25 protein-coding genes are annotated in these 25,156 nt (G+C 60.9%); 18 read left to right on the top strand and 7 right to left on the bottom strand.

Going from position 1 to position 25,156, the window contains the following annotated elements:
* Positions 1–22: 22 nt before the first annotated feature.
* A complete protein-coding gene (locus tag CLM72_RS19275) occupies positions 23–277 on the bottom strand; it encodes a DUF6124 family protein (RefSeq protein WP_105227594.1) in 255 nt (84 codons plus the stop codon).
* 554 nt (positions 278–831) lie between these two features.
* Here CLM72_RS19275 and flhA point away from each other — a divergent pair.
* The 15 genes from flhA to yegS all read left to right on the top strand — a co-directional run bounded on the left by flhA (position 832) and on the right by yegS (position 16,618).
* On the top strand, positions 832–2,946 hold the full coding sequence (flhA, locus tag CLM72_RS19270; protein ID WP_105227592.1) for a flagellar biosynthesis protein FlhA: 2,115 nt from the start codon (positions 832–834) through the stop codon (positions 2,944–2,946).
* 11 nt (positions 2,947–2,957) lie between these two features.
* Complete coding sequence (gene flhF / locus CLM72_RS19265) at positions 2,958–4,274, top strand: flagellar biosynthesis protein FlhF (RefSeq protein ID WP_003192914.1); 1,317 nt, start codon at positions 2,958–2,960, stop codon at positions 4,272–4,274.
* Positions 4,275–4,379: 105 nt separating this feature from the next.
* Positions 4,380–5,213, top strand: coding sequence for a flagellar synthesis regulator FleN (fleN, locus tag CLM72_RS19260; protein ID WP_003192912.1), 834 nt, complete (start codon positions 4,380–4,382; stop codon positions 5,211–5,213).
* Complete coding sequence (gene fliA / locus CLM72_RS19255) at positions 5,210–5,950, top strand: RNA polymerase sigma factor FliA (protein ID WP_003192909.1); 741 nt, start codon at positions 5,210–5,212, stop codon at positions 5,948–5,950. The genes fleN and fliA overlap by 4 nt, the downstream gene beginning before the upstream one ends.
* Positions 5,951–6,117: 167 nt before the next feature.
* The gene (locus CLM72_RS19250; protein WP_003192908.1) at positions 6,118–6,492 is read left to right on the top strand and encodes a chemotaxis response regulator CheY; all 375 of its coding nucleotides are present in this window, start codon (positions 6,118–6,120) and stop codon (positions 6,490–6,492) included.
* A gap of 18 nt (positions 6,493–6,510) precedes the next feature.
* Complete coding sequence (locus CLM72_RS19245; protein ID WP_003192906.1) at positions 6,511–7,299, top strand: protein phosphatase CheZ; 789 nt, start codon at positions 6,511–6,513, stop codon at positions 7,297–7,299.
* A gap of 11 nt (positions 7,300–7,310) precedes the next feature.
* A complete protein-coding gene (locus CLM72_RS19240; protein WP_105227590.1) occupies positions 7,311–9,512 on the top strand; it encodes a chemotaxis protein CheA in 2,202 nt (733 codons plus the stop codon).
* A 48-nt stretch (positions 9,513–9,560) separates the two neighbouring features.
* Positions 9,561–10,691 carry a chemotaxis response regulator protein-glutamate methylesterase gene (locus CLM72_RS19235; protein ID WP_105227588.1) on the top strand — a complete coding sequence of 377 codons (1,131 nt, stop codon included), beginning with the start codon at positions 9,561–9,563 and terminating at the stop codon, positions 10,689–10,691.
* Positions 10,691–11,431 (top strand): flagellar motor protein, encoded by a 741-nt coding sequence (locus tag CLM72_RS19230; protein WP_105227586.1) that lies wholly within the window; start codon positions 10,691–10,693, stop codon positions 11,429–11,431. Before CLM72_RS19235 ends, CLM72_RS19230 begins: the two co-directional genes overlap by 1 nt.
* A gap of 205 nt (positions 11,432–11,636) precedes the next feature.
* Positions 11,637–12,524 carry a flagellar motor protein MotD gene (gene motD, locus CLM72_RS19220; RefSeq protein WP_105227584.1) on the top strand — a complete coding sequence of 296 codons (888 nt, stop codon included), beginning with the start codon at positions 11,637–11,639 and terminating at the stop codon, positions 12,522–12,524.
* A 51-nt stretch (positions 12,525–12,575) separates the two neighbouring features.
* Entirely contained in the window at positions 12,576–13,364 is a 789-nt protein-coding gene (locus CLM72_RS19215) for a ParA family protein (RefSeq protein ID WP_014719332.1), read from the top strand.
* Positions 13,364–14,155, top strand: a complete 792-nt coding sequence (locus tag CLM72_RS19210) for a CheW domain-containing protein (protein ID WP_032902451.1) — start codon at positions 13,364–13,366, stop codon at positions 14,153–14,155. Before CLM72_RS19215 ends, CLM72_RS19210 begins: the two co-directional genes overlap by 1 nt.
* A gap of 79 nt (positions 14,156–14,234) precedes the next feature.
* Entirely contained in the window at positions 14,235–14,717 is a 483-nt protein-coding gene (locus CLM72_RS19205) for a chemotaxis protein CheW (RefSeq protein ID WP_003192896.1), read from the top strand.
* Positions 14,718–15,110, top strand: coding sequence for a DUF2802 domain-containing protein (locus CLM72_RS19200; protein ID WP_105227582.1), 393 nt, complete (start codon positions 14,718–14,720; stop codon positions 15,108–15,110).
* A gap of 587 nt (positions 15,111–15,697) precedes the next feature.
* Positions 15,698–16,618: a lipid kinase YegS gene (gene yegS, locus CLM72_RS19190; protein WP_105227580.1), complete on the top strand. Its 921-nt coding sequence runs from the start codon at positions 15,698–15,700 to the stop codon at positions 16,616–16,618.
* On the opposite strand, the gene CLM72_RS19185 is transcribed toward yegS, so the two are convergent.
* The 3 genes from CLM72_RS19185 to CLM72_RS19175 all read right to left on the bottom strand — a co-directional run bounded on the left by CLM72_RS19185 (position 16,577) and on the right by CLM72_RS19175 (position 18,928).
* Positions 16,577–17,236: a response regulator transcription factor gene (locus CLM72_RS19185; RefSeq protein WP_105227578.1), complete on the bottom strand. Its 660-nt coding sequence runs from the start codon at positions 17,234–17,236 to the stop codon at positions 16,577–16,579. The genes yegS and CLM72_RS19185 overlap by 42 nt on opposite strands.
* Positions 17,233–18,126, bottom strand: coding sequence for a sensor histidine kinase (locus tag CLM72_RS19180; protein WP_034126804.1), 894 nt, complete (start codon positions 18,124–18,126; stop codon positions 17,233–17,235). Before CLM72_RS19180 ends, CLM72_RS19185 begins: the two co-directional genes overlap by 4 nt.
* 358 nt (positions 18,127–18,484) lie before the next feature.
* On the bottom strand, positions 18,485–18,928 hold the full coding sequence (locus tag CLM72_RS19175; protein WP_177430937.1) for a hypothetical protein: 444 nt from the start codon (positions 18,926–18,928) through the stop codon (positions 18,485–18,487).
* Positions 18,929–19,475: 547 nt separating this feature from the next.
* Between CLM72_RS19175 and CLM72_RS19170 the strand changes: the two genes are divergently transcribed.
* The 3 genes from CLM72_RS19170 (at position 19,476) to CLM72_RS28810 (ending at position 21,794) form a co-directional block, all read left to right on the top strand.
* Complete coding sequence (locus tag CLM72_RS19170; protein ID WP_034126805.1) at positions 19,476–20,411, top strand: chemotaxis protein CheV; 936 nt, start codon at positions 19,476–19,478, stop codon at positions 20,409–20,411.
* Between the two features lie 38 nt (positions 20,412–20,449).
* Positions 20,450–21,256 (top strand): MOSC domain-containing protein, encoded by an 807-nt coding sequence (locus tag CLM72_RS19165; protein ID WP_105227576.1) that lies wholly within the window; start codon positions 20,450–20,452, stop codon positions 21,254–21,256.
* A 322-nt stretch (positions 21,257–21,578) separates the two neighbouring features.
* Complete coding sequence (locus CLM72_RS28810) at positions 21,579–21,794, top strand: hypothetical protein (protein ID WP_158688695.1); 216 nt, start codon at positions 21,579–21,581, stop codon at positions 21,792–21,794.
* Positions 21,795–22,043: 249 nt separating this feature from the next.
* Here CLM72_RS28810 and CLM72_RS19160 read toward each other — a convergent pair whose 3' ends face one another.
* The 3 genes from CLM72_RS19160 to CLM72_RS19150 form a co-directional block, all read right to left on the bottom strand.
* The gene (locus tag CLM72_RS19160; protein WP_105227574.1) at positions 22,044–22,328 is read right to left on the bottom strand and encodes a pyrimidine/purine nucleoside phosphorylase; all 285 of its coding nucleotides are present in this window, start codon (positions 22,326–22,328) and stop codon (positions 22,044–22,046) included.
* A gap of 222 nt (positions 22,329–22,550) precedes the next feature.
* Positions 22,551–23,093, bottom strand: a complete 543-nt coding sequence (locus tag CLM72_RS19155; protein WP_019818536.1) for an exonuclease domain-containing protein — start codon at positions 23,091–23,093, stop codon at positions 22,551–22,553.
* 74 nt (positions 23,094–23,167) lie between these two features.
* The gene (locus CLM72_RS19150; protein ID WP_105227572.1) at positions 23,168–25,051 is read right to left on the bottom strand and encodes an acetyl/propionyl/methylcrotonyl-CoA carboxylase subunit alpha; all 1,884 of its coding nucleotides are present in this window, start codon (positions 25,049–25,051) and stop codon (positions 23,168–23,170) included.
* Positions 25,052–25,156 lie beyond the last annotated feature (105 nt).

The raw sequence follows: 25,156 nt of genomic DNA, 5'->3' as shown, positions 1-25,156 counted from the left end.
CCCTCCCACAGTTTGGACCGTGTCACCCGCCGCTTGCGGCGCTCTTTATTCCGACGCCAACGTGCAAGCGATCAGCCAGTAACTGCGCCAGTTCGATCAACTGCGCAACGCCGAGTAATTCCTCTCGTTTCGAACCTTCCAGGTCAAAGGCCAGGTCGCAGCTCAAGGCGTTGGCCGAGGCGAGTGTTTCACTGAGGTTGACCAGCAGGTCTTCGGTGCTGATGCCGTCGGCTACGGTAAACAGCCGGGCGGGGGGATTTGGGGTAGGTTTGATCACTGTGAAGCTCCTTATGAAAGTGAAGCCGCCACTGATCGCCGCGACGCGATGGAGGGTGGCAGCTGTACGCAGGTTCGCGGACCGGTGAAGGAGCAACCCGGCATACCCGAAGGTATCCCGCGCACAGCCGCCATAGCGCCGCACAGTAGACGATAAAAAACCGCTTACTGAAAGGGAGATGGTGCTTTTGCTCCGTTGTGAACCGGGCCGCGACGCCCGTCCGCTGCGTTTGCAGCGGTGTACGGAGACTAGAGATCACATTTCCTAGGGGCAACCCCAAATCCATGTCGGAAATTTCCTCGATATCCACGATGCACACAAATCCAAATGTGGGAGCGGGCTTGCCTGCGATAGCTGACTCACAGCCACTATCCCAGTGGCTGACACACCGCAATCGCAGGCAAGCCAGCTCCCACACTTGAATCGGTTACCACCCGAAAATCGTCCCGAAAGCAAAGTTGGAAGGCTTCTTGCAACCCCGCCTCCAAGTCGCCCTCCAGCGTCAAAACTTTGCTTCAAGGACCCGAGGAATACCGGTGGTAGATCGCTCTCAAATGCTCAACACGGCCCGTGGCACCCTGACTGACCTGTCGCGGGGCAATCTGGGTGTGCCGTTGTTGTTGCTGGTGATGCTGGCAATGATGATGTTGCCGATGCCGCCGTTCCTGCTCGACGTGTTCTTTACCTTCAACATTGCCCTGTCCGTCGTTGTGTTGCTGGTGTGCGTGTACGCCTTGCGGCCGCTGGATTTCGCGGTGTTCCCGACGATTCTGCTGGTGGCGACCCTGCTGCGCCTGGCATTGAACGTCGCTTCCACGCGGGTGGTGATGCTCCACGGCCAGGACGGCCACGCCGCCGCCGGCAAGGTGATCCAGGCCTTCGGTGAGGTGGTCATCGGCGGTAACTACGTGGTCGGTATCGTGGTGTTCGCGATTCTGATGATCATCAACTTCGTCGTGGTGACCAAGGGCGCCGGGCGGATTTCCGAGGTGAGCGCGCGGTTTACCCTCGACGCCATGCCCGGCAAGCAGATGGCCATCGATGCCGACCTCAACGCCGGCCTGATCGACCAGAACCAGGCCAAGTCGCGCCGGGCCGAAGTTGCCCAGGAAGCCGAGTTCTACGGCTCCATGGACGGCGCCAGCAAATTTGTGCGCGGCGACGCCATCGCCGGCCTGTTGATTCTGTTCATCAACCTGATCGGCGGCGTGGCCGTCGGTATGTTCCAGCACGGCATGACATTCGGCGATGCCGGCAAGGTGTACGCCTTGCTGACCATCGGTGACGGTTTAGTGGCGCAATTGCCATCACTGTTGTTATCCACAGCGGCGGCCATCATGGTTACCCGTGCTTCGGGCTCCGAAGACATGGGCAAGCAGATCAGCCGGCAGATGTTCGCTTCGCCCAAGGCCCTGGCCGTGGCGGCGGGCATCATGGCGATCATGGGCATTGTGCCGGGCATGCCGCACTTCTCGTTCCTGAGCATGGCGGCCCTGGCCGGCGGCGCGGCTTACCTGTTCTGGAAAAAGCAGAACGCGGTCAAGGTCCAGGCTCAGCAAGAGATTGCCCGCCAGCAGGATCTGCTGCCATCCCCGGCCCGCGCCCAGGAAACCAAGGAGTTGGGCTGGGACGACGTCACGCCCATCGACATGATCGGCCTGGAGGTCGGTTACCGCCTGATCCCGCTGGTCGACCGCAACCAGGGTGGGCAACTGCTGGCGCGGATCAAGGGTGTGCGCAAGAAACTGTCCCAGGACCTGGGTTTCTTGATGCCCACTGTGCATATCCGTGACAACCTCGACCTGGCCCCCAGCGCCTATCGCCTGACCCTGATGGGGGTAATCCTGGCCGAAGCCGAGATCTACCCGGACCGCGAACTGGCGATCAACCCCGGCCAAGTGTTCGGTACGCTCAACGGTATTACCGCCAAAGATCCGGCTTTCGGCCTGGAAGCGGTGTGGATCGAAGTCAGCCAGCGCAGCCAGGCGCAGTCCCTCGGTTACACCGTGGTGGATGCCAGCACCGTGGTCGCCACGCACCTCAACCAGATTCTCTACAAGCACTCCCACGAGTTGATCGGCCACGAGGAAGTCCAGCAATTGATGGGCTTGCTGGCCAAATCGTCGCCAAAACTGGCCGAAGAGCTGGTGCCTGGCGTGCTGTCACTGTCGCAGTTGCTCAAGGTGTTGCAAGCGCTGTTGGCCGAACAGGTGCCCGTGCGCGACATTCGCAGCATTGCCGAGGCCATCGCCAACAATGCCGCCAAGAGTCAAGATACTGCCGCTCTGGTGGCGGCGGTGCGTGTCGGCGTGTCCCGCGCAATCGTGCAAAGCATTGTAGGGACTGAGTCGGAGCTGCCTGTGATCACCCTGGAGCCCAGGTTGGAACAAATATTGCTCAATAGTATTCAGAAGGCAGGGCAAGGCCAGGAAGAAGGCGTTTTACTGGAGCCAAGCATGGCTGAAAAGCTGCAGCGTTCGTTGATCGACGCCGCACAGCGCCAGGAAATGCAGGGCAACCCGGTGATCCTGCTGGTGGCCGGCCCGGTTCGCGCGATGTTGTCGCGGTTCGGGCGCCTGGCTGTACCGAATTTGCACGTGTTGGCTTACCAGGAAATTCCTGACAATAAGCAAGTGACTATTGTCGCGACAGTTGGGCCCAATGGCTGAGGTAGTGGGTTATGCAAGTTAAGCGTTTTTTCGCCGCCGATATGCGTCAGGCCATGAAACTGGTCCGTGATGAGCTGGGCGCCGATGCCGCGATTATCGGTAACCGTCGTATCGCCGGTGGTGTCGAGCTGACGGCTGCCCTGGATTACACGCCCCAGGCGCTGGCCCCGCGCGTGCCGAACATGGAGCTCGAAGACGAGCTGCGCAAGACCGCCTCGCGCATTGTGTCGGCCCAGGCTGAACTGAGCATGCGTGGCGACAGCGATGCCAGCACCAATCGCCAGTTGTTTGCCGGCTTGCCGCTGACCGCCGCCGAGCCGCTGGTTGAACCCACCTTTGTCGAACCGCCGCGTCCTGCAGCGCCTGCCCCGGCTGCCGCAGTTGACCAGCGCGTGATTGACTCGATGCGTTTTGAACTCAACGGCCTGCGTGAATTGCTCGAAGTGCAGCTCGGCTCGCTGGCCTGGACCCAACTGCAAGGCAGCAAGCCGCAGCAAGCCAACCTCTGGCGTCGCCTGCAACGCATCGGCCTGTCCGGCCCGTTGTCCCGCGACCTGCTGGCCTTGACCGCCGAAGTCGAAGAACCCCGCCAGGCCTGGCGCATGCTGCTGGCGCACTTGGCGCGCATGATTGCCACGCCGGAAATCGAACCCCTGGAAGAGGGCGGTGTAATCGCCATGGTCGGCCCCGCCGGCATGGGCAAGACCACCACCCTGGCAAAGCTGGCGGCCCGTTACGTGCTTAAATATGGCGCGCAGAATATCGCCCTGGTGAGCATGGACAGTTACCGTATCGGCGCTCAGGAGCAGCTCAAGACCCTGGGCCGCATCCTCAACGTGCCGGTGACCCATGTCGACCCGGGTCAGTCCCTGGCCAATGCCCTCGACCCGTTGCTGCGCAAGCGCGTGGTGCTGATCGATACCGCCGGCCTGCAAGCCAGTGATCCGGCGCTGCGCATGCAGCTCGAGAGCCTGGCCGGGCGGGGCATCAAGTCAAAAAATTACCTGGTGCTTGCAACCACCAGCCAGAAACAGGTTCTTACCGCTGCTTATCACAGTTACAAGCGTTGCGGCCTGGCCGGTTGCATCCTCACCAAGCTCGACGAAACAGCGAGCCTGGGCGAGGTGTTGAGCCTGGCCATCAGCCATGAATTACCGGTTGCCTACCTGACCGACGGGCCGCGGATCCCGGATGATCTGCATCTGCCGCGCCGTCATCAGTTGGTCAGCCGTGCCGTGAGTGTGCAAATGCAAGACGAGCCTAGCGAGGAAGCGATGGCCGATATGTTCGCCGACCTTTACCACCACCCGGCTAAACGGGTGGGTTGAGGCAGGATGAACACCGTGAAATGTACCTACATCGATGGTCTGCAAGCGATTCACGCGGCCAAGCCATGTAGCCTGCGTCTAAGCAAGACAAGGTAAAGAAATAAAATGGGCAGCATGCATCCCGTACAGGTGATCGCGGTGACCGGCGGCAAAGGTGGCGTCGGCAAAACTAACGTGTCAGTGAATTTGTCCCTGGCCCTGGCAGAGCTTGGCCGTCGCGTCATGCTGCTGGATGCTGACCTGGGCTTGGCGAACGTGGACGTTCTGCTGGGGCTGACACCCAAACATACCCTGGCCGATGTGATCGAGGGCCGCTGTGAGCTGCGCGACGTGCTGCTCCAGGGCCCCGGAGGCATTCGCATCGTGCCGGCGGCCTCGGGCACCCAGAGCATGGTGCACCTGAGCCCCGCGCAGCATGCCGGGCTGATCCAGGCGTTCAGCGACATCGGCGACAACCTCGACGTGCTGGTGATCGACACCGCCGCCGGGATCGGCGAGTCGGTGGTCAGCTTCGTGCGCGCAGCGCAAGAAGTGCTGTTGGTGGTGTGCGACGAGCCCACCTCGATCACCGATGCCTACGCGCTGATCAAACTGCTTAACCGTGACTACGGCATGAACCGCTTTCGCGTGTTGGCCAACATGGCCCAGAGCCCGCAGGAAGGGCGCAACCTGTTCGCCAAGTTGACCAAGGTCACGGATCGCTTCCTCGATGTGGCTTTACAATACGTCGGCGCAGTTCCCTATGACGAGTGTGTGCGCAAGGCCGTGCAAAAGCAGCGTGCGGTCTACGAAGCGTTCCCTCGTTCGAAATGCGCACTGGCGTTCAAGGCCATTGCCCAGAAGGTCGATACCTGGCCGTTGCCCGCCAACCCGCGGGGGCATCTGGAGTTTTTCGTCGAGCGTTTGGTGCATCAGACGAGCGCAGGACCGGTGCTATGACATCCAGCGGCTACAACCTTTACAAAAAGTCGGCACGTGACAGCCAGGGCGAATTGATCGAGCGCTATGCGCCGTTGGTCAAGCGCATTGCCTATCACCTGTTGGCGCGCCTGCCCGCGAGTGTGCAGGTCGAAGACTTGATCCAGGCCGGCATGATCGGCCTGCTTGAAGTCTCGACCAAATACGACGCCAGCAAGGGTGCCAGTTTCGAAACGTATGCGGGTATCCGTATCCGTGGCGCGATGCTCGATGAAGTGCGTAAAGGCGATTGGGCGCCGCGTTCGGTACACCGCAATACGCGCATGGTCAGCGATGCAATTCGTGCAATTGAAGCAAAAACCGGTCGTGACGCTAAAGATCATGAAGTTGCGGCCGAACTCCAATTGAGTCTCGACGATTACTACGGGATTTTGAACGATACCTTGGGCAGCCGCCTGTTCAGTTTCGACGACCTTTTACAGGACGGCGAACACGAAGGGCTGCACGAGGACGGCGCGAGCGCGCATACGGAGCCGTCGCGCGACCTGGAAGATGAACGTTTCCAGGGCGCGTTGGCCGATGCAATCGCCAATTTGCCAGAGCGTGAGCGGCTGGTGCTGGCGCTGTACTACGACGAAGAGCTGAACCTCAAGGAAATCGGTGAGGTCCTGGGGGTCAGCGAATCGCGTGTCAGCCAGTTGCATAGCCAGTGCGCAGCCCGCTTGCGGGGGCGATTGGCCGAGTGGCGCGCGCGCTGACAGGCAGTGTGGGGGCACTGCAGACGCTGCCGTGAGATCGCAAGGTTTCGCGGCTATGTGCCGTGGTGCCCTGGGCAGTCCTTTTTGTGTAACGCCTGTTGATTGAAATGGCGCGTCCAGGTGCTGGGCGCGTTTAAGACTGCTTGGAGGTCGAATTGGACAAGAACATGAAAATCCTCATCGTTGATGACTTCTCAACGATGCGGCGGATCATTAAAAACCTGTTGCGTGACCTTGGGTTCACCAACACGGTCGAGGCGGATGACGGCCTGACGGCCATTCCGATTCTCAACAGCGGGAGCATCGACTTTCTGGTGACCGACTGGAACATGCCGGGCATGACCGGTATCGACCTGCTGCGCCATGTGCGCGCCGATGAAAAACTGCGCAGCCTGCCTGTGCTGATGGTGACCGCCGAAGCCAAGCGCGAACAGATCATCGAAGCCGCCCAAGCCGGGGTCAACGGTTACGTGGTCAAGCCATTCACGGCACTGGCGTTGAAAGAGAAGATCGAGAAAATCTTCGAACGCATCCACGGCTAATGCCATCGCGGGGGAGCTATGGAGCATAACGAAACGTCACAGGGCGACTTTGAGTCGACCCTGAAAAAACATGCTCACCAGTTGGTCGACAGCCTGGAAAAAGGCCAGTTCGCCGATGCGGTGCAGTTGATCCATGAGCTTAACCAGACCCGTGACCGCGGCCTGTACCAGGAAGTGGGCAAGCTCACACGCGAGCTGCACAGTGCGATCGTCAATTTCCAGATTGACCCGCGCATGCCCCAGGCCGAAGAAATTTCCCAGATCACTGATGCCACTGAGCGCCTGTCCTATGTGGTCAGGCTGACCGAGGCAGCGGCCAACCGCACCATGGACCTGGTGGAAAACGCCACGCCCCTGGTCAACGGCATGGCCACCGAAGCCCAGGCCTTGAGCCAGGACTGGGGCCGCTTCATGCGCCGCGAAGTCGGCGCTGAAGAGTTTCGTGAATTGGCGCGTCGCGTCGACGGGTTCCTGTCGCGCAGCGAACAGGAAAACCGCACGGTGGCCAGCAACCTCAACGACATCCTGCTGGCCCAGGATTACCAGGACCTCACCGGCCAGGTGATCAAGCGCGTGACTCAGTTGGTCACCGAAGTGGAAAGCAACTTGCTCAAATTGGTGCTGATGGCCGGCCAGGTCGATCGTTTTGCCGGCATCGAACATGACCGCGAAGCGATCCTCTCGGAAAAAGATCCACAAAAACATCTCGCCAAGGGTGAAGGTCCGCAGATTCATGCCGATAAACGTGAAGACGTTGTGTCAGGTCAGGATGACGTAGATGACCTGTTATCCAGTTTAGGCTTCTAAGGAGCACCCACATGAGCTTCGGCGCCGATGAAGAAATCCTTCAGGATTTCCTTGTAGAGGCCGGCGAAATTCTAGAGCAACTGTCCGAACAACTGGTCGAGCTGGAAAGCCGACCGGATGATGCGAACCTGCTCAATGCAATTTTTCGCGGTTTTCACACTGTAAAAGGGGGCGCCGGCTTCCTCCAGCTCCATGAGCTGGTGGAGTGCTGCCACATCGCCGAGAACGTCTTCGACATCCTGCGCAAGGGTGAGCGTCACGTTGACTCGGAATTGATGGACGTGATTCTCGAAGCACTGGATGCGGTCAACGGCATGTTCAGCCAGGTGCGTGAACGTGCACCGATCACCGCCGCTACCCCGGCACTGCTGGCCGCCCTGGCGCGCCTGGCCGAACCTGCCGACACCACGGCTGCGCCGGTGGTCGAGGCCGCACCGGAGCCGGTGGCGCAAGCCGAGCCGGACGTGACCGACAGCGAGTTAGAACAACTGCTCAACTCCCTCAGCGCGGTCAAGGCCGAGGCTGAAGCGCCGGTGCAGCCTGCCGCGACGCCGAGCAGTGAAGACATTACCGACGCCGAATTCGAGTCGTTGCTCGACCAGTTGCACGGCAAAGGCCAGTTCGCAGCAGATGCCGTGGCACCTCCTACGGCGACGCCAGAAGCACCCGCTGCCAACACCAGCACTGACATTACCGACGACGAATTCGAGGCACTGCTCGACCAACTGCATGGCAAAGGCACCTTTGTGGCCGAAGCCCTGCCTGAGGTGGCGGCGACTGCCGCCGCCGCGCCAGCGGCCACTGCCGCACCGGCCGGCGACGGGCTGATCTCCGATCACGAATTCGAAGCCTTGCTCGACGAGCTGCACGGCAAAGGCAAGTTCAGCGAAGTGGCCCCGGCAACCGCCGCCCAGGTTGCAGCACCAGTCGCTGCGGCACCGGTTGCTGCCAAACCTGCGCCGGCTGCCAAGCCAGCACCTGCCGCCGCCCCGGCCCCTGCGCGTGCAGCCGCGCCGGCTGCTGCGGAAAAACCCGCCAGCGAAGCCGAAACCACCGTGCGCGTGGATACCGCGCGCCTGGACGACATCATGAATATGGTGGGCGAACTGGTGCTGGTGCGTAACCGCCTGGTGCGCCTGGGCCTGAACAGTGGCGACGAAGCCATGCAGAAGGCCGTGTCGAACCTCGACGTGGTCACCGCCGACCTGCAAACCGCGGTGATGAAAACGCGGATGCAGCCGATCAAGAAAGTCTTCGGCCGTTTCCCGCGCCTGGTTCGCGACCTGGCGCGCCAGCTCAAGAAAGAAATCAACCTGGAGTTGGTGGGCGAAGAAACCGACCTCGACAAAAACCTCGTCGAGGCTCTGGCCGACCCGCTGGTCCACTTGGTGCGCAACGCGGTCGACCACGGTGTAGAAACCCCGGAAGAACGCGAAGCCGCCGGCAAGTCCCGCAACGGCAAGGTGATTTTGGCGGCGGAGCAAGAGGGCGACCATATCCTGCTGTCGATTACCGATGACGGCAAAGGCATGGACCCGACCATTTTGCGCAATATCGCGGTCAAGCGCGGCGTGATGGACAAGGACGCCGCCGACCGTCTGACCGACACCGAGTGCTACAACCTGATCTTCGCCCCGGGCTTTTCGACCAAAACCGAGATCTCCGACGTGTCCGGGCGTGGCGTGGGCATGGACGTGGTGAAGACCAAGATCAGCCAGCTCAACGGCTCGATCAATATCTACTCGACCAAGGGCCAGGGCTCCAAGATCGTCATCAAGGTGCCGTTGACCCTGGCGATCATGCCGACCCTGATGGTGATGCTGGGCAACCAGGCGTTCGCCTTCCCGCTGGCCAACGTCAACGAGATCTTCCACCTCGACCTGTCGCGCACCAACGTGGTGGACGGCCAGGAAGTGGTGATCGTGCGCGACAAAGCGTTGCCGCTGTTCTACCTCAAGCGCTGGCTGGTGGCCTCGGCCGCCCATGAAGAACAGCGCGAAGGCCATGTGGTGATTCTGTCCGTGGGCACCCAGCGCATCGGCTTTGTGGTCGACCAACTGGTGGGCCAGGAAGAGGTGGTGATCAAGCCTTTGGGCAAGATGCTGCAGGGCACCCCGGGCATGTCGGGCGCAACCATTACCGGTGACGGTCGCATCGCACTGATTCTCGATGTTCCGAGCATGCTCAAGCGTTACGCCGCACGGCGTATTTGATTCTGGTGGGGCAGGGCGGTCATGCCCGCCCCGCCTAACGGAGTGTTTATGGCAGTCAAGGTCCTGGTGGTGGACGATTCGGGTTTCTTCCGCCGCCGCGTCTCGGAAATTCTTTCCGCTGATCCAACGATCCAGGTGGTCGGCACGGCCACCAACGGCAAAGAGGCGATCGATCAAGCCATTGCCTTGAAGCCGGACGTGATCACCATGGACTACGAGATGCCGATGATGGATGGCATCACGGCCGTGCGCCACATCATGCAACGCTGCCCCACACCGGTATTGATGTTCTCGTCGCTGACTCACGAAGGCGCGCGGGTGACCCTCGACGCCTTGGATGCCGGCGCGGTGGATTTTTTGCCGAAGAACTTCGAAGACATCTCGCGCAACCCCGACAAGGTCAAGCAGATGCTGTGCGAGAAGGTGCACAGCATTTCCCGCAGTAACCGTCGCAGCCTGTTCAGCACGCCCGCGCCAGCTCCCACGCCTGCGCCCGCAGCAGCGGCGCCTACCTCGTCGTTTGCGCGCCCGGCGCCTGCGCCTGTGGCCCGGCCTGCGGTAGCGCCGGTACGTGCCGCCGCAGCGCCGAGTGCGCATTCGCCCGCGCCCAAGCGCAAGGCTTACAAGCTGGTCGCCATCGGCACCTCCACCGGCGGCCCGGTGGCCTTGCAGCGGGTATTGACTCAACTGCCGGCCAACTTCCCGGCGCCGATTGTGCTGGTGCAACACATGCCGGCGGCGTTCACCAAAGCCTTCGCCGAGCGCCTGGACAAGCTGTGCCGTATCACCGTCAAGGAAGCCGAGGATGGCGACATCCTGCGTCCTGGCCTGGCACTGCTGGCGCCGGGCGGCAAGCAGATGATGGTGGATGGGCGTGGCGCGATCAAAATCCTGCCGGGCGATGAGCGCCTGAACTATAAGCCGTGCGTGGACATCACCTTCGGTTCTGCAGCCAAGTCCTACGGCGACAAAGTTCTGGCGGTGGTGCTCACCGGCATGGGCGCCGATGGCCGTGAAGGTGCGCGCCTGCTCAAACAGAGCGGTAGCGCCATATGGGCCCAGGATGAAGCCAGTTGCGTGATCTATGGCATGCCCATGGCCATCGTCAAGGCTGACCTGGCCGATGCGGTCTACAGCCTGGACGACATCGGCAAGCACCTGGTGGAGGCCTGCCTCTGATGGATGTCTTGAGCCTGATCGGTATCACCATGGCATTTGTCGCCATCATTGGTGGCAACTACCTGGAGGGCGGCCACCTCGGCGCCTTGGCCAACGGCCCGGCAGCGCTGATCGTGATCGGTGGCACCGTGGGCGCGGCGTTGTTGCAGTCGCCCCTGAGCTCGTTCAAGCGTGCCATGCAGATTCTGGTGTGGATCATTTTCCCGCCACGGGTCGACCTGGCAGGCGGCATCGACCGCGTGGTCAATTGGAGCCTCACCGCCCGCAAGGAAGGCCTGTTGGGCCTGGAAGGCGTGGCCGATGCCGAACCTGACGGCTACGCGCGCAAAGGCCTGCAACTGTTGGTCGATGGCGCCGAACCGGAAGCGATCCGCAGCATCCTCGAAGTGGATTTCTACACCCAGGAAAGCCGTGACATCAATGCGGCCAAAGTCTTTGAAAGCATGGGCGGCTACGCGCCGACCATCGGCATCATCGGCGCGGTAATGGGCCTGATCCACGTGATGGGCAACCTGGCCGACCCCTCGCAACTGGGCAGCGGCATTGCCGTGGCGTTTGTCGCGACCATCTACGGCGTGGCCAGTGCCAACCTAGTGTTGCTGCCGGTGGCCAGCAAGCTCAAGTCGATTGCCATGCGCCAGTCGCGTTATCGCGAGATGTTGCTCGAAGGCATCCTGTCGATTGCCGAGGGCGAAAACCCGCGCTCCATCGAATTGAAGCTTCAGGGCTTCATGGATTGATGGGTATGCACATTGAGCTGTGGCCAGTGAGCTTTATGTGGCGAGCGAGCTTGCTCGCGCTGGGCGGCGAAGCAGCCCCAAAACCAGGCACCGCAATCTGTCTGAACAAACGCGTTGCCTGGATGGGGGCCGCTTCGCGCCCCAGCGCGAGCAAGCTCGCTCGCCACAGTAAAGCGGCCAATAGCGGTCAGGGAGGTATTTGCCTGTGAGCCGTCGCCGTCGCGAGCCTGAAGAGCACGTCAACCACGAACGCTGGCTGGTGTCCTACGCGGACTTCATCACCTTGCTGTTCGCGTTTTTCGTGGTGATGTACTCGATCTCGTCGATCAACGAAGGCAAGTACAAGATTATTTCCCAGGCGCTGGTCGGTGTGTTCAACGATGCCGAGCGGGCGCTCAAGCCGATCCCCATCGGCGAAGAGCGGCCCAAGACCGTGACCCCGGCCAAGCCCCTGGTCAATGACAGTGAGGAAACCGCCGCCGGCATCCAAGGCACCAGCGACCCGCTCAAAAGCATCGCCGACGATATCAGTGCCGCTTTTGGCGACCTGATCAGTTCCAACCAGATGACCGTGCGCGGCAATGAGTTGTGGGTGGAGATCGAGCTGAACTCCAGTCTGTTGTTCGCCAGTGCCGATGCGTTGCCCAGTGACCAGGCGTTCACGATCATCGACAAGGTGGCGGCGATCCTCAAACCGTTTGAAAACCCGATCCACGTAGAAGGCTTCACCGACAATTTCCCTATCAGCACTGCGCAGTACCCGACCAACTGGGAACTGTCCTCGGCCCGCGCATCGAGCATCGTGCGCATGTTGGCCATGCAGGGCGTGAACCCCCAGCGCCTGGCGTCGGTGGGCTATGGTGAATTCCAGCCGGTGGCCAATAACGCCACGGTGGAAGGCCGCGCCCGTAACCGCCGGGTGGTGCTGGTGGTCTCGCGTAACCTGGATGTGCGTCGCAGCCTGACCGGTACTGGCACCGCCAATGCCACCCCGGATGCGGCGTTGAAGCGTGCTGGCACACAAACTGCACCGCCCGTTGTCAAGCCGCCGGTCCGACCGAGTAACGTCAATTCTCCGTCGCTGGCTCAATAACCGTATGCAATGTCTCGGTCGCGCCTGTGCCCGCCGGGAGGAACCAACCGAATGAGAGTCTGGGCAGTTGCCAATCAAAAGGGTGGGGTCGGCAAGACCACCACTTCCATCGCCTTGGCCGGCTTGCTGGCCGAAGCGGGCAAGCGTGTGGTCGTGGTCGACCTGGACCCCCACGGTTCCATGACCAGCTATTTCGGCTACGACCCGGATGCGCTGGAACACAGCTGCTATGACCTGTTTTTGCACAAGGGCAGCGTGCCGGCGGATCTGCCTGGGCAACTGCTGTTGCCCACCAGCAACGAAAGTATTTCCCTGCTGCCGTCGAGCACCGCCCTGGCCACGCTGGAGCGCCAGTCGCCAGGCCAGAGCGGCCTGGGCCTGGTGATCGCCAAGACCCTGGCGCAGCTGTGGCAGGACTTCGATTACGCGATCATTGACAGCCCGCCGTTGCTCGGCGTGCTGATGGTCAACGCGTTGGCGGCCAGCCAGCAATTGGTGATCCCGGTGCAGACCGAGCACCTGGCGGTCAAGGGCCTGGAGCGTATGGTCAGCACCCTGGCGATGATCAACCGTTCGCGCAAGCAGGCGCTGCCGTTCAGCATCGTGCCGACCTTGTTCGACCGTCGCACCCAGGCGTCCCTCGGCACCTTGCGCGTATTGCGCGATGCCTACCCGGACACTATCTGGAACGGTTACATCCCGGTGGACACGCGCCTGCGTGACGCCAGCCGTGCCGGGCTCACACCGTCGCAGTTCGACGGCAAGAGCCGTGGCGTGCTGGCCTACCGTGCGTTGCTCAAGCACCTGCTGTCGCAACAACTTGTGGCGCAGGTGGCGTGATGAACCGTCCTGTCGAATTCAAGACCCGCCCGCAACTGGCACTGGAATCCTACCTGGATGCCTTGCTGCAGGATGCGACGGCCGAGGAACTGCCAGAACCGATTCTGGTACTTGAGCCTGCTGTCGAACCCGAAAGCCCGCTGGATGAATTCCAGCAGGCGGTGATGGAAGAGCAGGCACGGGATGCGCAGGGGGTGGAGGCGCCCGTGGTGGTGCCGAGCGCCCCGGCAGTGGTGGCGCCCCCGGTGGTTGAACCGCTGGTGGACGTGCACTTGCCGCCCAGCATCACGCCGCCACCGGTGACGGGCGACGGTCGCCCCTCGTGGGCTGCCGAGCCGTTCGAGTGCCTGCTGTTCGACGTCGCCGGGTTGACCCTGGCGGTGCCGCTGGTGTGCCTGGGCTCGATCTATTCCCTGGAAGGCCAGGAGCTGACGCCGCTGTTCGGGCAGCCGGAGTGGTTCCTCGGCATCCTGCCCAGCCAGGCCGGCAACCTCAAGGTGCTGGATACGGCGCGCTGGGTGATGCCCGACCGCTACCGCGATGATTTTCGCCAGGGCCTGCAATACGTGATCTCGGTGCAGGGCTACGAGTGGGGGCTGGCGGTGCATCAAGTCAGCCGCTCGTTGCGCCTGGACCCCAATGAAATCAAATGGCGCAGCCACCGCGGCCAGCGGCCGTGGCTGGCGGGCACGGTGATTGAACACATGTGCGCGTTGCTGGATGTCGCCGAACTGGCCGAGTTGATCGCCAGCGGTGCGGTGAAGGCCATGCCACAGAACAAACGCAGTTGATTGAACAATAAGGGCCTCGCGGTTGCGCGGCCCACTTGCACACACGCCGTCGATAGCGGCATTTGAAGGGGTCAGATGAATGAACAAGTCAGCGTCCGCACAAGGTTTGGATGATCCGATCCTGCAATGGGTGACCTTCAAGCTGGACAACGAAACCTACGGCATCAACGTGATGCGCGTGCAGGAAGTGTTGCGCTACACCGAGATCGCCCCGGTTCCAGGCGCACCAAGCTACGTGCTGGGCATCATCAACCTGCGCGGCAACGTGGTGACGGTGATCGACACCCGTCAGCGGTTCGGCCTGGACACGGTTGAAGTCAGCGACAACACCCGTATCGTGATCATCGAAGCCGACAAGCAAGTGGTCGGCATCCTGGTCGACAGCGTGGCCGAGGTGGTTTACCTGCGCCAATCGGAAGTGGAAACTGCACCGAACGTGGGTAACGAAGAGTCGGCCAAGTTCATCCAGGGCGTGTGCAACAAGAACGGCGAACTGCTGATTCTGGTTGAGCTGGACAAGATGATGAGCGAAGAAGAATGGTCGGAACTGGAGAGCATCTGATTGTTCCTTGAGGCAGCGGTGATTGTCCTGGCCCTCTTGTGGGCCGGGACCTTGGCGTTTGTGCTGCGCTATCTGCGCCAGCAGCGGGAATCGGCCTTGCAACAGGCCGAGCGCGATGCGGTGCGCGACCGGCGCATTCTGGAACTGGTCAAGCGTGTTGATCACTTCCAGCAAAGTGCGGTGCGGGTTGGGGATGAAGTGCATGAACTGCGCGCGATTCTCGCGCCGTTGCCCGACAGGTTGGTGCAGTTGGAGCAGCGTGATCCGTCGAACCTGTCGTTTGCCCAGGCGGCCAAGCTGGTCGGCATGGGGGCTACGGTGGATGAGCTGACCCAGTCATGTGGGCTGACCCAGGCTGAGGCGCAGTTGATGAGTAAGTTGCACAAGGGCTGATTCTCGACGCGGCTTGGCCGCCGCAGCGATCAACTGTGGGAGCTGGCTTGCCTGCGATGACGGCCTACCAGCCGACACCTCTCTACCTGACACCCCCCGATCCAACTGTGGGAGCTGGCTTGCCTGCGATGACGACCTATCAGCCGACACTTCTCTGCCTGACACCCCACAATTCAACTGTGGGAGCGGGCTTGCTCGCGAAGGCGGCCTGACAGGCGACGCTGTTATAGCGAGTACATATCCATTCCTGCGGTAACGGCCACTTAGGGTTCCGCCCTGACGGCGGCTAACCCGGCGTCCTGCCGGGTTACCCACGAATTCAAGCCTGCGTTCGGCCAGCGTGGTTTAACGGGGCGCCTGAGATCAAAAGCAGAGCAAGATCAAGATCAAGAGCGGCTCGCTTCGCATCGTGGTTACCGTTGGGTGGCAGATTTGAGGTCTTTGTCGATTGAACCGCCGCCATCGCAGGCAAGCCAGCTCCCACCTTTTGATCTGTGTACTTCAATCAATTTTCTCCAGCCACAGACTTTTCCTGTTCCCCAAAGGTCAACATCCTTCAAGCACCTTGACCCAGGAGATACCCCTAAATGACCGCCCCCAAAGCCCTGTTGATCCTCCACGGCAAACAAGCCCTCAACGAGGATGTGCGCGCCGCCGTGCTGGCCCGGCGTGAGCAGGGTTGGGAATTGGCCGTGCGGGTGACCTGGGAGGGCGGCGATGCTCGGCGACTGGTCAATGAAGCCCTGGCCGAGGGGTACACCCATATCATTGCCGGCGGTGGCGACGGCACCTTGCGCGATGTGGCCGAAGCCATGGCCCATGCCAACACTGACGCCAGCCTGGTGCTGATGCCCCTGGGCACCGCCAATGATTTCGCCAAGGCCGCCGGCGTGCCGTTGGAGCCGGTTGGCGCCCTGGCCTTGCTGGACGTACAGCCCAGGGCGATCGACCTTGGCCAGGTGGGTGGGCAAATCTTCTTGAACATGGCCACCGGTGGTTTTGGCAGCCAGGTCACGGCCAACACGTCCGAAGACCTGAAGAAGGTCCTGGGCGGTGCCGCGTACCTTTTTACCGGTTTAACCCGCTTCAGTGAATTGAAAGCCGCCTACGGTGAATTGGAAGGCCCGGATTTCCACTGGAAAGGCGAGTTGCTCGCGCTGGGCATCGGCAACGGTCGCCAGGCCGGTGGCGGGCATGTGCTGTGCCCGGGTGCATTGGCTGACGACGGGCTGTTGGATGTCAGCATCTTGCCGGCGCCTCAAGAGGTGGTCGGCACGTTGCGTGAGTTGATGAACAACGGCTGGGGCCTGGACACCATGTTCGTGCGCGCACGCTTGCCCTGGGTGAAGATCAAGGTCGCACAAGGCTTGTACATCAACCTCGACGGCGAGCCGCTGGAAGGCGACGACCTGCACTTCGAGGCGCTGCCCAAGGCCTTGCGCGTGCACTTGCCGCTGGGTTCGCCGTTAGTCGTCCAGGCTGATGATCTGCTCACGCACGGCAAATAGCACCAGGCCCGCCACGTCAAAAATCTGCAAGCGCTTCATGATCTGCGAGCGGTGGGCTTCGACGGTCTTGATACTCAGGCCCAGGCCGTGGGCAATTTCCCGGGTGGATTTGCCGCGCACGATCAAGCGCAGGATTTCCAGTTGTCGCGCCGTCAGGTTGTGGCTGTGGGCGACAGGCGCGCTGGAGCTCTGGCTACGGATCAGCGCCTGGTTGATCACTGTGTGGGCGATGGCGGGGCTCAGGTAGCGTTCGTTGTTACGCAGCGCCTGCAGGGCATGTTCCAGCTCGTTGGCGGTGGTGTCCTTGAGCAGGTAGCCGTGGGCACCAGACTCAAGGGCGCGCATGATCATCTCGGGATCGGTGTGCATCGACAGGATCAGCACTTTGCACTTGGGGTAGGCGCGCTTGAGTTGCTGCAAGGCATCCAGGCCCCCGGTGTGTTTCATCGACAGGTCCAGCAGCACAATGTCGGGCTGCAGGGCGCAGAATTTCTCAAGCAGTTGCGCGCCATCGCTGGCCTCTCCAACGACGGCGTAGCCGGGGATATCCAGGATCAGTGCACGCACGCCGGCGCGGATCAAGGCATGGTCATCGACCAGGAGCAGATTGCAGGTCACCGGAGAACCTTATGGGCACTGGCCCGTTCGAGGGCGCGGGGGGCCCAGGGGAAAAGTGCGTGGATGCGTGTGCCGTTGCCCGGCTGGCTGCTGACGGACACGGTGCCGCCCAACTGGTGGGCCCGTTCGCACATGCCGGCCATGCCCCGTTGGCCTTCCTTGCCGGGGTCGGCGGCAGGTGCGAAGCCTTGGCCGTCATCGCATATCGTCAGTGACAGCCCTTCCGGCAAGCGTTGCAGGCGCACCAGCAGGTTGTGTGCCTTCGCATGGCGCAGCATGTTGGTGACCGCTTCCTGGGTGATGCGAAAGGCCGCCACGGCCATTTCTTCGGGAATGCCGGTGAGGCGTTGCTGGCACTCCAGGCTCCAGCACACCTGGGTATTTTCCAGGGCCTTGAGCAGGTGCGCGCGCAGGCTGGCTTCCAGCCCCAGGCTTGCCAGTTGGCGAGGGTTGAGAATGGCGGACACGTCGCGCACCTTGGCCAGGGTTTCATTGAGCGTGTTGCATAGCACCGAGCAATGAATTTGCAGGTCTTGGGGCAGTCGACGCTGCAACCATTCGCTTTGCAACTTGGCGGCGGTCAGCAATTGGCCGATGTCATCGTGCAGCTCGCGGCTGAGGCGGTGGCGTTCGTTTTCCTGGACTTGCAGCAGGCGGTCGGCCAGCTCCTGAGGCTGGAACTTGATGGCTTTGCGCGAGCGCCACTGGTGCAGGGCGACCACTGCCAACGTGACCAGGTTGAGCAACACAATCACTAACGGCAGCGGCGCGCCTTGCAGGTAAACCCACAGGCTGACCAGCAGTGAGCACAGGCACAGGGCAAGGATGAGGGGGCGCGCATGGCGGCGGGACACGAACCTTGCGATGAGTGACTTGAGGCTGGCGTACATAGCGGATGGAGCCAATGAGGGTTCACTGCGCGAAGACCGGTCACGGCGGTTGACTGGGCTCTGTCGAGAGTGCGGTGCCGGATCGTGGTTATCCATAATGAAGTTGCTTCATTTCGAGCGGGGCATGGTACCACCACTATTACCGTTGGTCGCCTGGCATATTCCTCGGTCGATATATTAACCACATCAATGCCCTGACCGTCAGGTCAGCGCTCTTGAGTTGTATTAGTTAGACTGATTTGTACAATTTTTAAGGTGATGGCTAATTGATATTTCTTCAGCCTCTAGAAGTATTTCATCTTTGCCTTAAACGGTCGCTTTTAGATAACACGGGTATTAAATACGACCTCTCCTTGATTTAAGACCTCTGCTGTAGACGCTGCTGATGGCCGTAGTCTTTTTGCGGAATCTGCAAGGTCACCGTGGCAATCAGCGAAGTTTGCTCACTGTCATCCAGGCCCAGTTCCCCGGTACGGATGTCAATCAGCTCCAGTTGCCAAGCCAGTAACCTCAGGCAGTCGTGCAACGCATCCAGGGCCTGGTCATGCAGTTGCACCGGGCTCACGGCATTGGCGATCAGGTATTGAATGTGCCGGGAAAACTCGCTGATCGCCTGCAAGGCCAGGCCATCGGCTTTTTCTGCCAGTTTGGCCAGGCTGGTTTTCATGCAGTCGATGGCGTCGCTGTCATTGCGGATCAAATGCAGGTGGTTCAGGCATTCCTCGGACTTGGCCAGCAGCATTTCGGCTTCCAGCAAAAACTCGGGAAGCGCGGTTTGCCATTCGTTCGCGCTATTCATCATGCAAGTCTCCACAACTTAAGGTCGGGTGATGAGATGTCGCACCGGGTGAATGGCTTAAAACTAGCGCTGAAATACGACTGGGGCGTGTAGGTTGCTTCTGATAATCCAGTAGGACGTTTATTGAAAAACTCACGAATGCCGCCTTTAGCCGCTGTTAGGCGGGATGACGCAACTTCAGTTGCCGATACGTGAGTGCCTGAAAGGCCCGTAGACCAAGGGCTTGGGTTGGCAAACAAAAGCCTGACTCCATTCATGCAATGAGAATGGCGTCACATTAATGGCTATTAGATATCGCGAATATCAGGTTGGGCCTGATTGCGCATAGGGGAATCCCCTATGTGGTGGAACTGCACGTCAATTCGACTGTCGCGCAAGGCGGTTTGAAAGAGCATCAAGGGCGCACGAAGTAAAGCATGATGTCAGTGTGACATCAATGAATTTGCATGGCATTTTATTGGGGTCAAGGTCCGGCGCTTGCCGCCGATAACGTGCTTATACAGCTGCACACCCTTTCACGCGCCTGCGGCGTGTACACCAGGAGTTTTTAATGGCCGGCATTCTCGACACGGTAGATCAACGCACGCAATTGGTGGGTGAGAATCGCCTGGAAATTCTCATGTTCCGCCTCTTCGGACGGCAGTTGTTCGCGATCAACGTGTTCAAAGTGCAGGAAGTGCTGCAGTTGCCCAAGCTGACCCTGATGCCCCAGCGCCACCCGTTCGTGTGCGGGGTGGTCAACCTGCGTGGCCAGACCCTGCCGGTGATCGACCTGTCCCAGGCCATCGGCATGCGTCCTTTGGTGCCGGGACCCAACAGCACCATTATCGTCACCGAATATAATCGCTCGGTGCAGGCGTTCCTGGTGGGCGGCGTCGACCGCATCGTCAACATGAACTGGGAAGCCATCCTGCCGCCGCCGACCAGCGCCGGTCGCCAGCACTACCTCACCGCCATCAGCAAGGTCGATGAGCAACTGGTGGAAATCATCGACGTGGAAAAAGTCCTCGCCGAGATCGTGCCCTACAACGCCAAGGTCTCCCGGGACAAACTTGAAGACCCGGTGCTGGAGCGTGCCCGTGGCCGCGAAGTGCTGCTGGTGGATGATTCCAACGTGGCGTTGTCGCAGCTGCGTGACACCCTGGGCCAGTTGGGCGTGAAGATGCACGTCGCCAGCGACGGCCTCAAGGCACTGAACATGCTCAAGGCCTGGGCCGACAGCGGCCAGGTGATGACCGACAAACTGCTGATGATCTTCACCGACGCCGAAATGCCCGAGATGGATGGCTACCGTCTCACTACCGAAATCCGCAACGACCCGCGCCTGCGTGGTCTGTACGTGGTGATGCACACTTCGCTGTCGGGCAGCTTCAATGACTCGATGGTCAAGAAGGTCGGCTGCGACAATTTCCTCTCCAAATTCCAGCCGGACAAGCTGGTGGACGTGGTGCGCCAGCGACTGATGTTGGACGAAATGCCCGCCTGACTTTAGGATGACACTTTGTTTCCTAGGAAGGCAGGCCCATGCTGCGTCTCAGCGCGTTGTACCGTTACCCCTTGAAGTCCGGCAAGGCTGAAGCCTTGCAGCAGATTGGCCTGGATAAACTCGGGTTGGACGGGGATCGACGCTGGATGCTGGTGGATGAAGCCAGCGGGCGGTTCCTGACGCAGCGGGCCGTGGCGAAGATGAGCCAGCTCTCGGCGTTGTGGAACAGCAGCGGGGGCCTGACCCTGAGTTCGCCGGGCTACGCGCCATTGGATGTGGAATTGCCGGGCAGCGCCAGCGAACTGCGTGGTGTGACCATCTGGCGCGACACCCTGCGTGTGCCGGATGCTGGCGATGAGGCCGCGGCCTGGGTCAGCGCATTCATTGGCAAGCCGACGCGCCTGGTGCAACTGCCCCTGGAACGTGCGCGCACCACCGAAGCCGGTTATGGCAAGGATGACGACAAGGTCGGCTTCGCTGACGGCTACCCGTTGCTGTTGATCGGCCAGGGCTCCCTCGACGACTTGTGTGAAAAAATCGGCCGCCCGATGCAGATGCTGCGCTTTCGTCCCAACCTGGTTATCGAAGGCGCCGAGGCTTTCGCCGAAGACGGCTGGAAGCGCTTGCGCATCGGCGACGTGGAGTTTCGGGTGGTCAAGCCGTGCTCGCGGTGCATCCTCACCACAGTCGACCCCCAGACCGGTGAGCGCAGCCCCGACCGCGAGCCTTTCGCGACGCTGGAAACCTACCGCAAGACTGAAAAGGGCGCGATGTTCGGCCAGAACCTGGTCAACGATGGTATTGGGCGCCTGGAAGTCGGCATGCCGGTAACGGTGCTGGAATAAAAAAGCCCGTCTCGCAGCAGGAGAGCAAGATCGACGCTCTTGGCCCCCCCTAATCCTTATAGGAAAGTATGTTGTGCAGTGGGAATATGTCTCTGTTACAGATCACTCCCAGCGGTTGATCAGCAGGGGCGTGCCTGACGGGAGTGCTCAGCCCCAATCAATCTGTTCGCCACACCCCTTATCAGTAGTCATCAAAATGCCCGGCACTATGACGAATGAATCTAGAAACCTGTCAAATCTGACAGTTTAAGCACTCCAAGCCAAGTGGGAATATCCCGGTAGCCCTGTTATCTCAACTGGGCGATGGATATCAGGAGAGTGAATGATGGAATTTATCGTAGAGTTGCCGAGAGATGACGTGACCGAAAGTGCCGCACGTGCGAAATTTCTGGCCATAAAAGGATTTAATCAAAACAATCCCGTCTGTTTCTATGACATATCAAAGGTGGAACTGCGTCCAGCTACTCACGCGGCCACCATTTTTTATGAGGAGCGAGCCAATCCTAATTTTGTGCCTTCCCGCCATGAAGTTCGTTGATGGCGAGCTGCATAAGTTAGTAGGTTTGGTTAAAGAGTTGTCCAGCCAGGATATTCGAAAATAGCCGGATATTTTCCGGCTATTTGTCGTTCTTGGAGTGGGTACCGCGTTTCAGGATTTCATTGCGCCCAGTCGCGCGACTGAGTGCGAACATGAACGATCGCAAAGGATACTCTCGGCAGAACCTGCTCCCGCCCAGCTCGGCATGCTGAACCAGGTTAGGGAAGTATTTTTTGCGAAATTAAAGATTTAGCCACGGTATTCGCACAAGTAAGCGGTATCGACCGTCACTTTGAGTTGAAACTTGCTGTTGGCCGGTACGTTGAACTGGCTACCGGCAGCGAAGGTTTCCCAGTCGCTGCTGTCGGGCAGCTTCACGGTCAGGGCGCCGGAGACAACGTGCATGATTTCACGTTGGGCGGTGCCGAATTCGTATTCACCGGGAGCCATCACGCCGATGGTCGCCGGCCCTTCTGCGGTGCCGAAAGCGATCGACTTGACGGTGCCGTCGAAGTACTCGTTGACTTTGAACATGGGTGGATCCTCGGAAAAGATGGATGCTTACGCTCATCACTGCAGGCGCGGGCTTCTGTGGCGAGGGAGCTTGCTCCCGTTGACTGCGTAGCAGTCCCCGTTTTTTGGGGGCGCTTCGCACCCCAGCGCAAGCAAGCTTGCTCGCCACAGGATTTCGTTGGTGCAGGTGGGCAGCATCAAAGGAAATTGGTTGGCCAGTATGCCCAAGGCTGCAAGCGCTGCCTAGACCGGCAAAATCAGTGGCAGCAGGCGCGCGGTGTTGCGTGCATCCTCCAGGGCGCGATGCTGCTGGCCATTGAACTGCATTCCGGCCAATTGCAGCGCACCATTGAGCCCCAGCGGCTTGTCCAGGCGCCGGGCCTTGGCAAAGCGTTGCTTGAGGTTCACATGCGGCGTGTCGCCCAAGGCGCTGGCGAGGCCATGGCGCTGCCACTCCAGCTCAAGCTGCACGCGATCATAGTCACCCCAGCTGGCCCAGCCTTCCAGGCGTGGCTGATGTTGGCCCAGCCAGCGCTCGAACAGCGGCCACACCTCGGTGATCGGCGCGGCCATGTCGATATTGGCCTGAGTGATATGGGTGAGTTTGCGGCAAAAGGGTGTCAGCAATGGCCGCCGCAAGGGCCGCACAAAGCGCTGAAAGTGGTCCAGTTCGCGGCCCTGGCGGTTGACCAGGCTGGCGCCGATCTCGATGACTTCCATCTCTGTCACGGGCCAGCCGCCGTCATCCGTTGTGGCTTCAAGGTCAATAATCAGCCAATGAGGCATGTGCAGGTTCCCGTACTCGTCCCTTCCTGATGGGGATAGAGCGTAGCCCGGCCCTGTAGTTCCGCCTAGGGGCGTTATTCGATCTCCAGCAAAACCTGACGGTTGCGCACCTGATCGCCCGTCATGACGCGCATCTCCTTGACGGTGCCATCGATGCCGGCCTTCAACGGGTGCTCCATTTTCATCGCTTCGAGCACCAGCAACAGTTGGCCTTTGCTGACGGTCTCACCGACGCACACCCGTATATCGACGATGGCGCCGTCCATGGGCGCCTGGACCGTGCCGCTGCTGGCGTCGGCCTGGCGGCTGGCGACTTGCTGGGTGCGGTCTGTGACAGTCAGCCCTGGTAGCCATAGCCGGTTGCCGTCCAGGTGATAAGCGATGCGGCGGCGGACCCCCTTGATGACCAGGCTGGCGTGGCGGCCGTCGGTGGTGAGTTGCAGGTCGTCAACGCTGACGCTGTGGAGTTGTCCATTGGCCTCCAGACGGTACGTTACGGGGACACTCGCCGTATTGCGCCAGCGCGCAAGTGTTTGGGTGTGCTGGTTGGCGCTGTGTTGATAAAACAGCGCGGCGGCCAGCTTGAGCTGTTCAGCGGTCGCCGTGTGCTGTGGGATGACGCTGAAGTGTTCGGCGATCAAGCCCGTGCTGAAGTCGCCGTTGATAAAGTCCGGGTGCTTGAGCAGGTCGATGAGCAAACGCTGGTTGGTCGCCACGCCCAGCAATACGCTGTCTTCCACGGCCCGCAGCAGTTTTCGCCGGGCTTCTTCGCGGCTGGCGCCGTGGGCGATGATCTTGCCCAGCATCGGGTCGTAGAACGGGCTGACGGTTTGGCCTTCAAGCAATCCATGGTCGATGCGTACGCCGGGGGCTGGTTCCCAACGCAACACGTCACCGGTTTGCGGCAGGAAGCCCTGGGCCGGGTCTTCGGCGTACAGGCGTACTTCCATGGCGTGGCCGGTCAGGGTCACCTGTGATTGGGTGAGTGGCAGCGGTTGGCCGGCGGCGATCTGCAACTGCCAGTCCACCAGGTCGAGGCCGGTAATCATCTCGGTGACGGGGTGTTCGACTTGCAGGCGCGTGTTCATTTCCAGGAAATAAAACTGGCCGCTGCGGTCGAGCAGAAACTCCACGGTGCCGGCACCCACATAGTTCACCGCCCGCCCGGCCTTGAGCGCGGCTTCGCCCATGGCCTGGCGCAGATTGGGCGTCATCACGGGGCAGGGCGCTTCTTCAATGACTTTCTGATGGCGGCGCTGGATCGAACAGTCGCGTTCGCCGAGGTAAATCAGGTTGCCATGGCTGTCGCCGAACAGTTGCACTTCCACGTGGCGCGGGTCGATCAGCGCCTGTTCGAGGATCAACTCGTCGCTGCCGAACGCATTCATGGCTTCCGAGCGTGCGGTGCGCAATTGCTCCAGCAGCTGTTCGCGCTGGTGCACCAGGCGCATGCCACGCCCACCGCCGCCGGCGCTGGCCTTGATCATCAGCGGGAAGCCGATGTGTTCGGCTTCCTGTTGCAGGGTGGCATCGTCCTGGGCACTGCCTTGGTAGCCGGCGATGCAAGGTACGCCGGCGTCGAGCATGGCGAGTTTGGACAGGCGTTTGCTGCCCATTAGTTCGATCGCCTCGGCGCTGGGGCCGATGAAGGTGAGCGTGGCCTGCTGGCAGGCGCGGGCGAAGTCGGGGTTTTCCGAGAGGAAACCGTAGCCGGGGTGAATGGCGTCGACGCCGGTCAGTTGGGCGGCGGCGAGGATGGCCTCTGTGTTCAGGTAGGACTGGTGTACGGGCGCCGGGCCGATGTGTACGGCTTCGTCGGCCATCTGCACGTGCAGGGCGTCGGAATCCGCGTCGCTGTACACGGCCACGGTGCGGTAGCCGAGGGCCTGGGCAGTGCGCTGGATGCGGCAGGCGATTTCACCGCGGTTGGCGATCAGGATCTTGGTGAATGCGGGCATTGGGTTATTCCTTGGTGGATGTGGCGTGTGTTGGGGCCTCTTCGCAGGCAAGCCAGCTCCCACATTTGAAATGTCTCCCCCTGTGGGAGCTGGCTTGCCTGCGAT

Source organism: Pseudomonas sp. MYb193 (assembly GCF_002966775.1).
GTDB classification, from domain to species: Bacteria; Pseudomonadota; Gammaproteobacteria; order Pseudomonadales; family Pseudomonadaceae; genus Aquipseudomonas; species Aquipseudomonas paracarnis.
Note: the sequence above shows the minus strand (reverse complement) of the source record. Positions and strands in the feature narration are given on the sequence as shown.

What these genes read in the sequence shown, in the direction of transcription:
- flhA (WP_105227592.1), top strand. Translation starts at nt 832, where the DNA reads ATGCTCAACACGGCCCGTGGCACCCTGACTGACCTGTCGCGGGGCAAT.
- flhF (WP_003192914.1), top strand. Translation starts at nt 2,958, where the DNA reads ATGCAAGTTAAGCGTTTTTTCGCCGCCGATATGCGTCAGGCCATGAAA.
- fleN (WP_003192912.1), top strand. Translation starts at nt 4,380, where the DNA reads ATGGGCAGCATGCATCCCGTACAGGTGATCGCGGTGACCGGCGGCAAA.
- fliA (WP_003192909.1), top strand. Translation starts at nt 5,210, where the DNA reads ATGACATCCAGCGGCTACAACCTTTACAAAAAGTCGGCACGTGACAGC.
- CLM72_RS19250 (WP_003192908.1), top strand. Translation starts at nt 6,118, where the DNA reads ATGAAAATCCTCATCGTTGATGACTTCTCAACGATGCGGCGGATCATT.
- CLM72_RS19245 (WP_003192906.1), top strand. Translation starts at nt 6,511, where the DNA reads ATGGAGCATAACGAAACGTCACAGGGCGACTTTGAGTCGACCCTGAAA.
- CLM72_RS19240 (WP_105227590.1), top strand. Translation starts at nt 7,311, where the DNA reads ATGAGCTTCGGCGCCGATGAAGAAATCCTTCAGGATTTCCTTGTAGAG.
- CLM72_RS19235 (WP_105227588.1), top strand. Translation starts at nt 9,561, where the DNA reads ATGGCAGTCAAGGTCCTGGTGGTGGACGATTCGGGTTTCTTCCGCCGC.
- CLM72_RS19230 (WP_105227586.1), top strand. Translation starts at nt 10,691, where the DNA reads ATGGATGTCTTGAGCCTGATCGGTATCACCATGGCATTTGTCGCCATC.
- CLM72_RS19215 (WP_014719332.1), top strand. Translation starts at nt 12,576, where the DNA reads ATGAGAGTCTGGGCAGTTGCCAATCAAAAGGGTGGGGTCGGCAAGACC.
- CLM72_RS19210 (WP_032902451.1), top strand. Translation starts at nt 13,364, where the DNA reads ATGAACCGTCCTGTCGAATTCAAGACCCGCCCGCAACTGGCACTGGAA.
- CLM72_RS19205 (WP_003192896.1), top strand. Translation starts at nt 14,235, where the DNA reads ATGAACAAGTCAGCGTCCGCACAAGGTTTGGATGATCCGATCCTGCAA.
- yegS (WP_105227580.1), top strand. Translation starts at nt 15,698, where the DNA reads ATGACCGCCCCCAAAGCCCTGTTGATCCTCCACGGCAAACAAGCCCTC.
- CLM72_RS19180 (WP_034126804.1), bottom strand. Translation starts at nt 18,126, where the DNA reads ATGTACGCCAGCCTCAAGTCACTCATCGCAAGGTTCGTGTCCCGCCGC.
- CLM72_RS19175 (WP_177430937.1), bottom strand. Translation starts at nt 18,928, where the DNA reads ATGATGAATAGCGCGAACGAATGGCAAACCGCGCTTCCCGAGTTTTTG.
- CLM72_RS19170 (WP_034126805.1), top strand. Translation starts at nt 19,476, where the DNA reads ATGGCCGGCATTCTCGACACGGTAGATCAACGCACGCAATTGGTGGGT.
- CLM72_RS19165 (WP_105227576.1), top strand. Translation starts at nt 20,450, where the DNA reads ATGCTGCGTCTCAGCGCGTTGTACCGTTACCCCTTGAAGTCCGGCAAG.
- CLM72_RS28810 (WP_158688695.1), top strand. Translation starts at nt 21,579, where the DNA reads ATGATGGAATTTATCGTAGAGTTGCCGAGAGATGACGTGACCGAAAGT.
- CLM72_RS19160 (WP_105227574.1), bottom strand. Translation starts at nt 22,328, where the DNA reads ATGTTCAAAGTCAACGAGTACTTCGACGGCACCGTCAAGTCGATCGCT.
- CLM72_RS19155 (WP_019818536.1), bottom strand. Translation starts at nt 23,093, where the DNA reads ATGCCTCATTGGCTGATTATTGACCTTGAAGCCACAACGGATGACGGC.
- CLM72_RS19150 (WP_105227572.1), bottom strand. Translation starts at nt 25,051, where the DNA reads ATGCCCGCATTCACCAAGATCCTGATCGCCAACCGCGGTGAAATCGCC.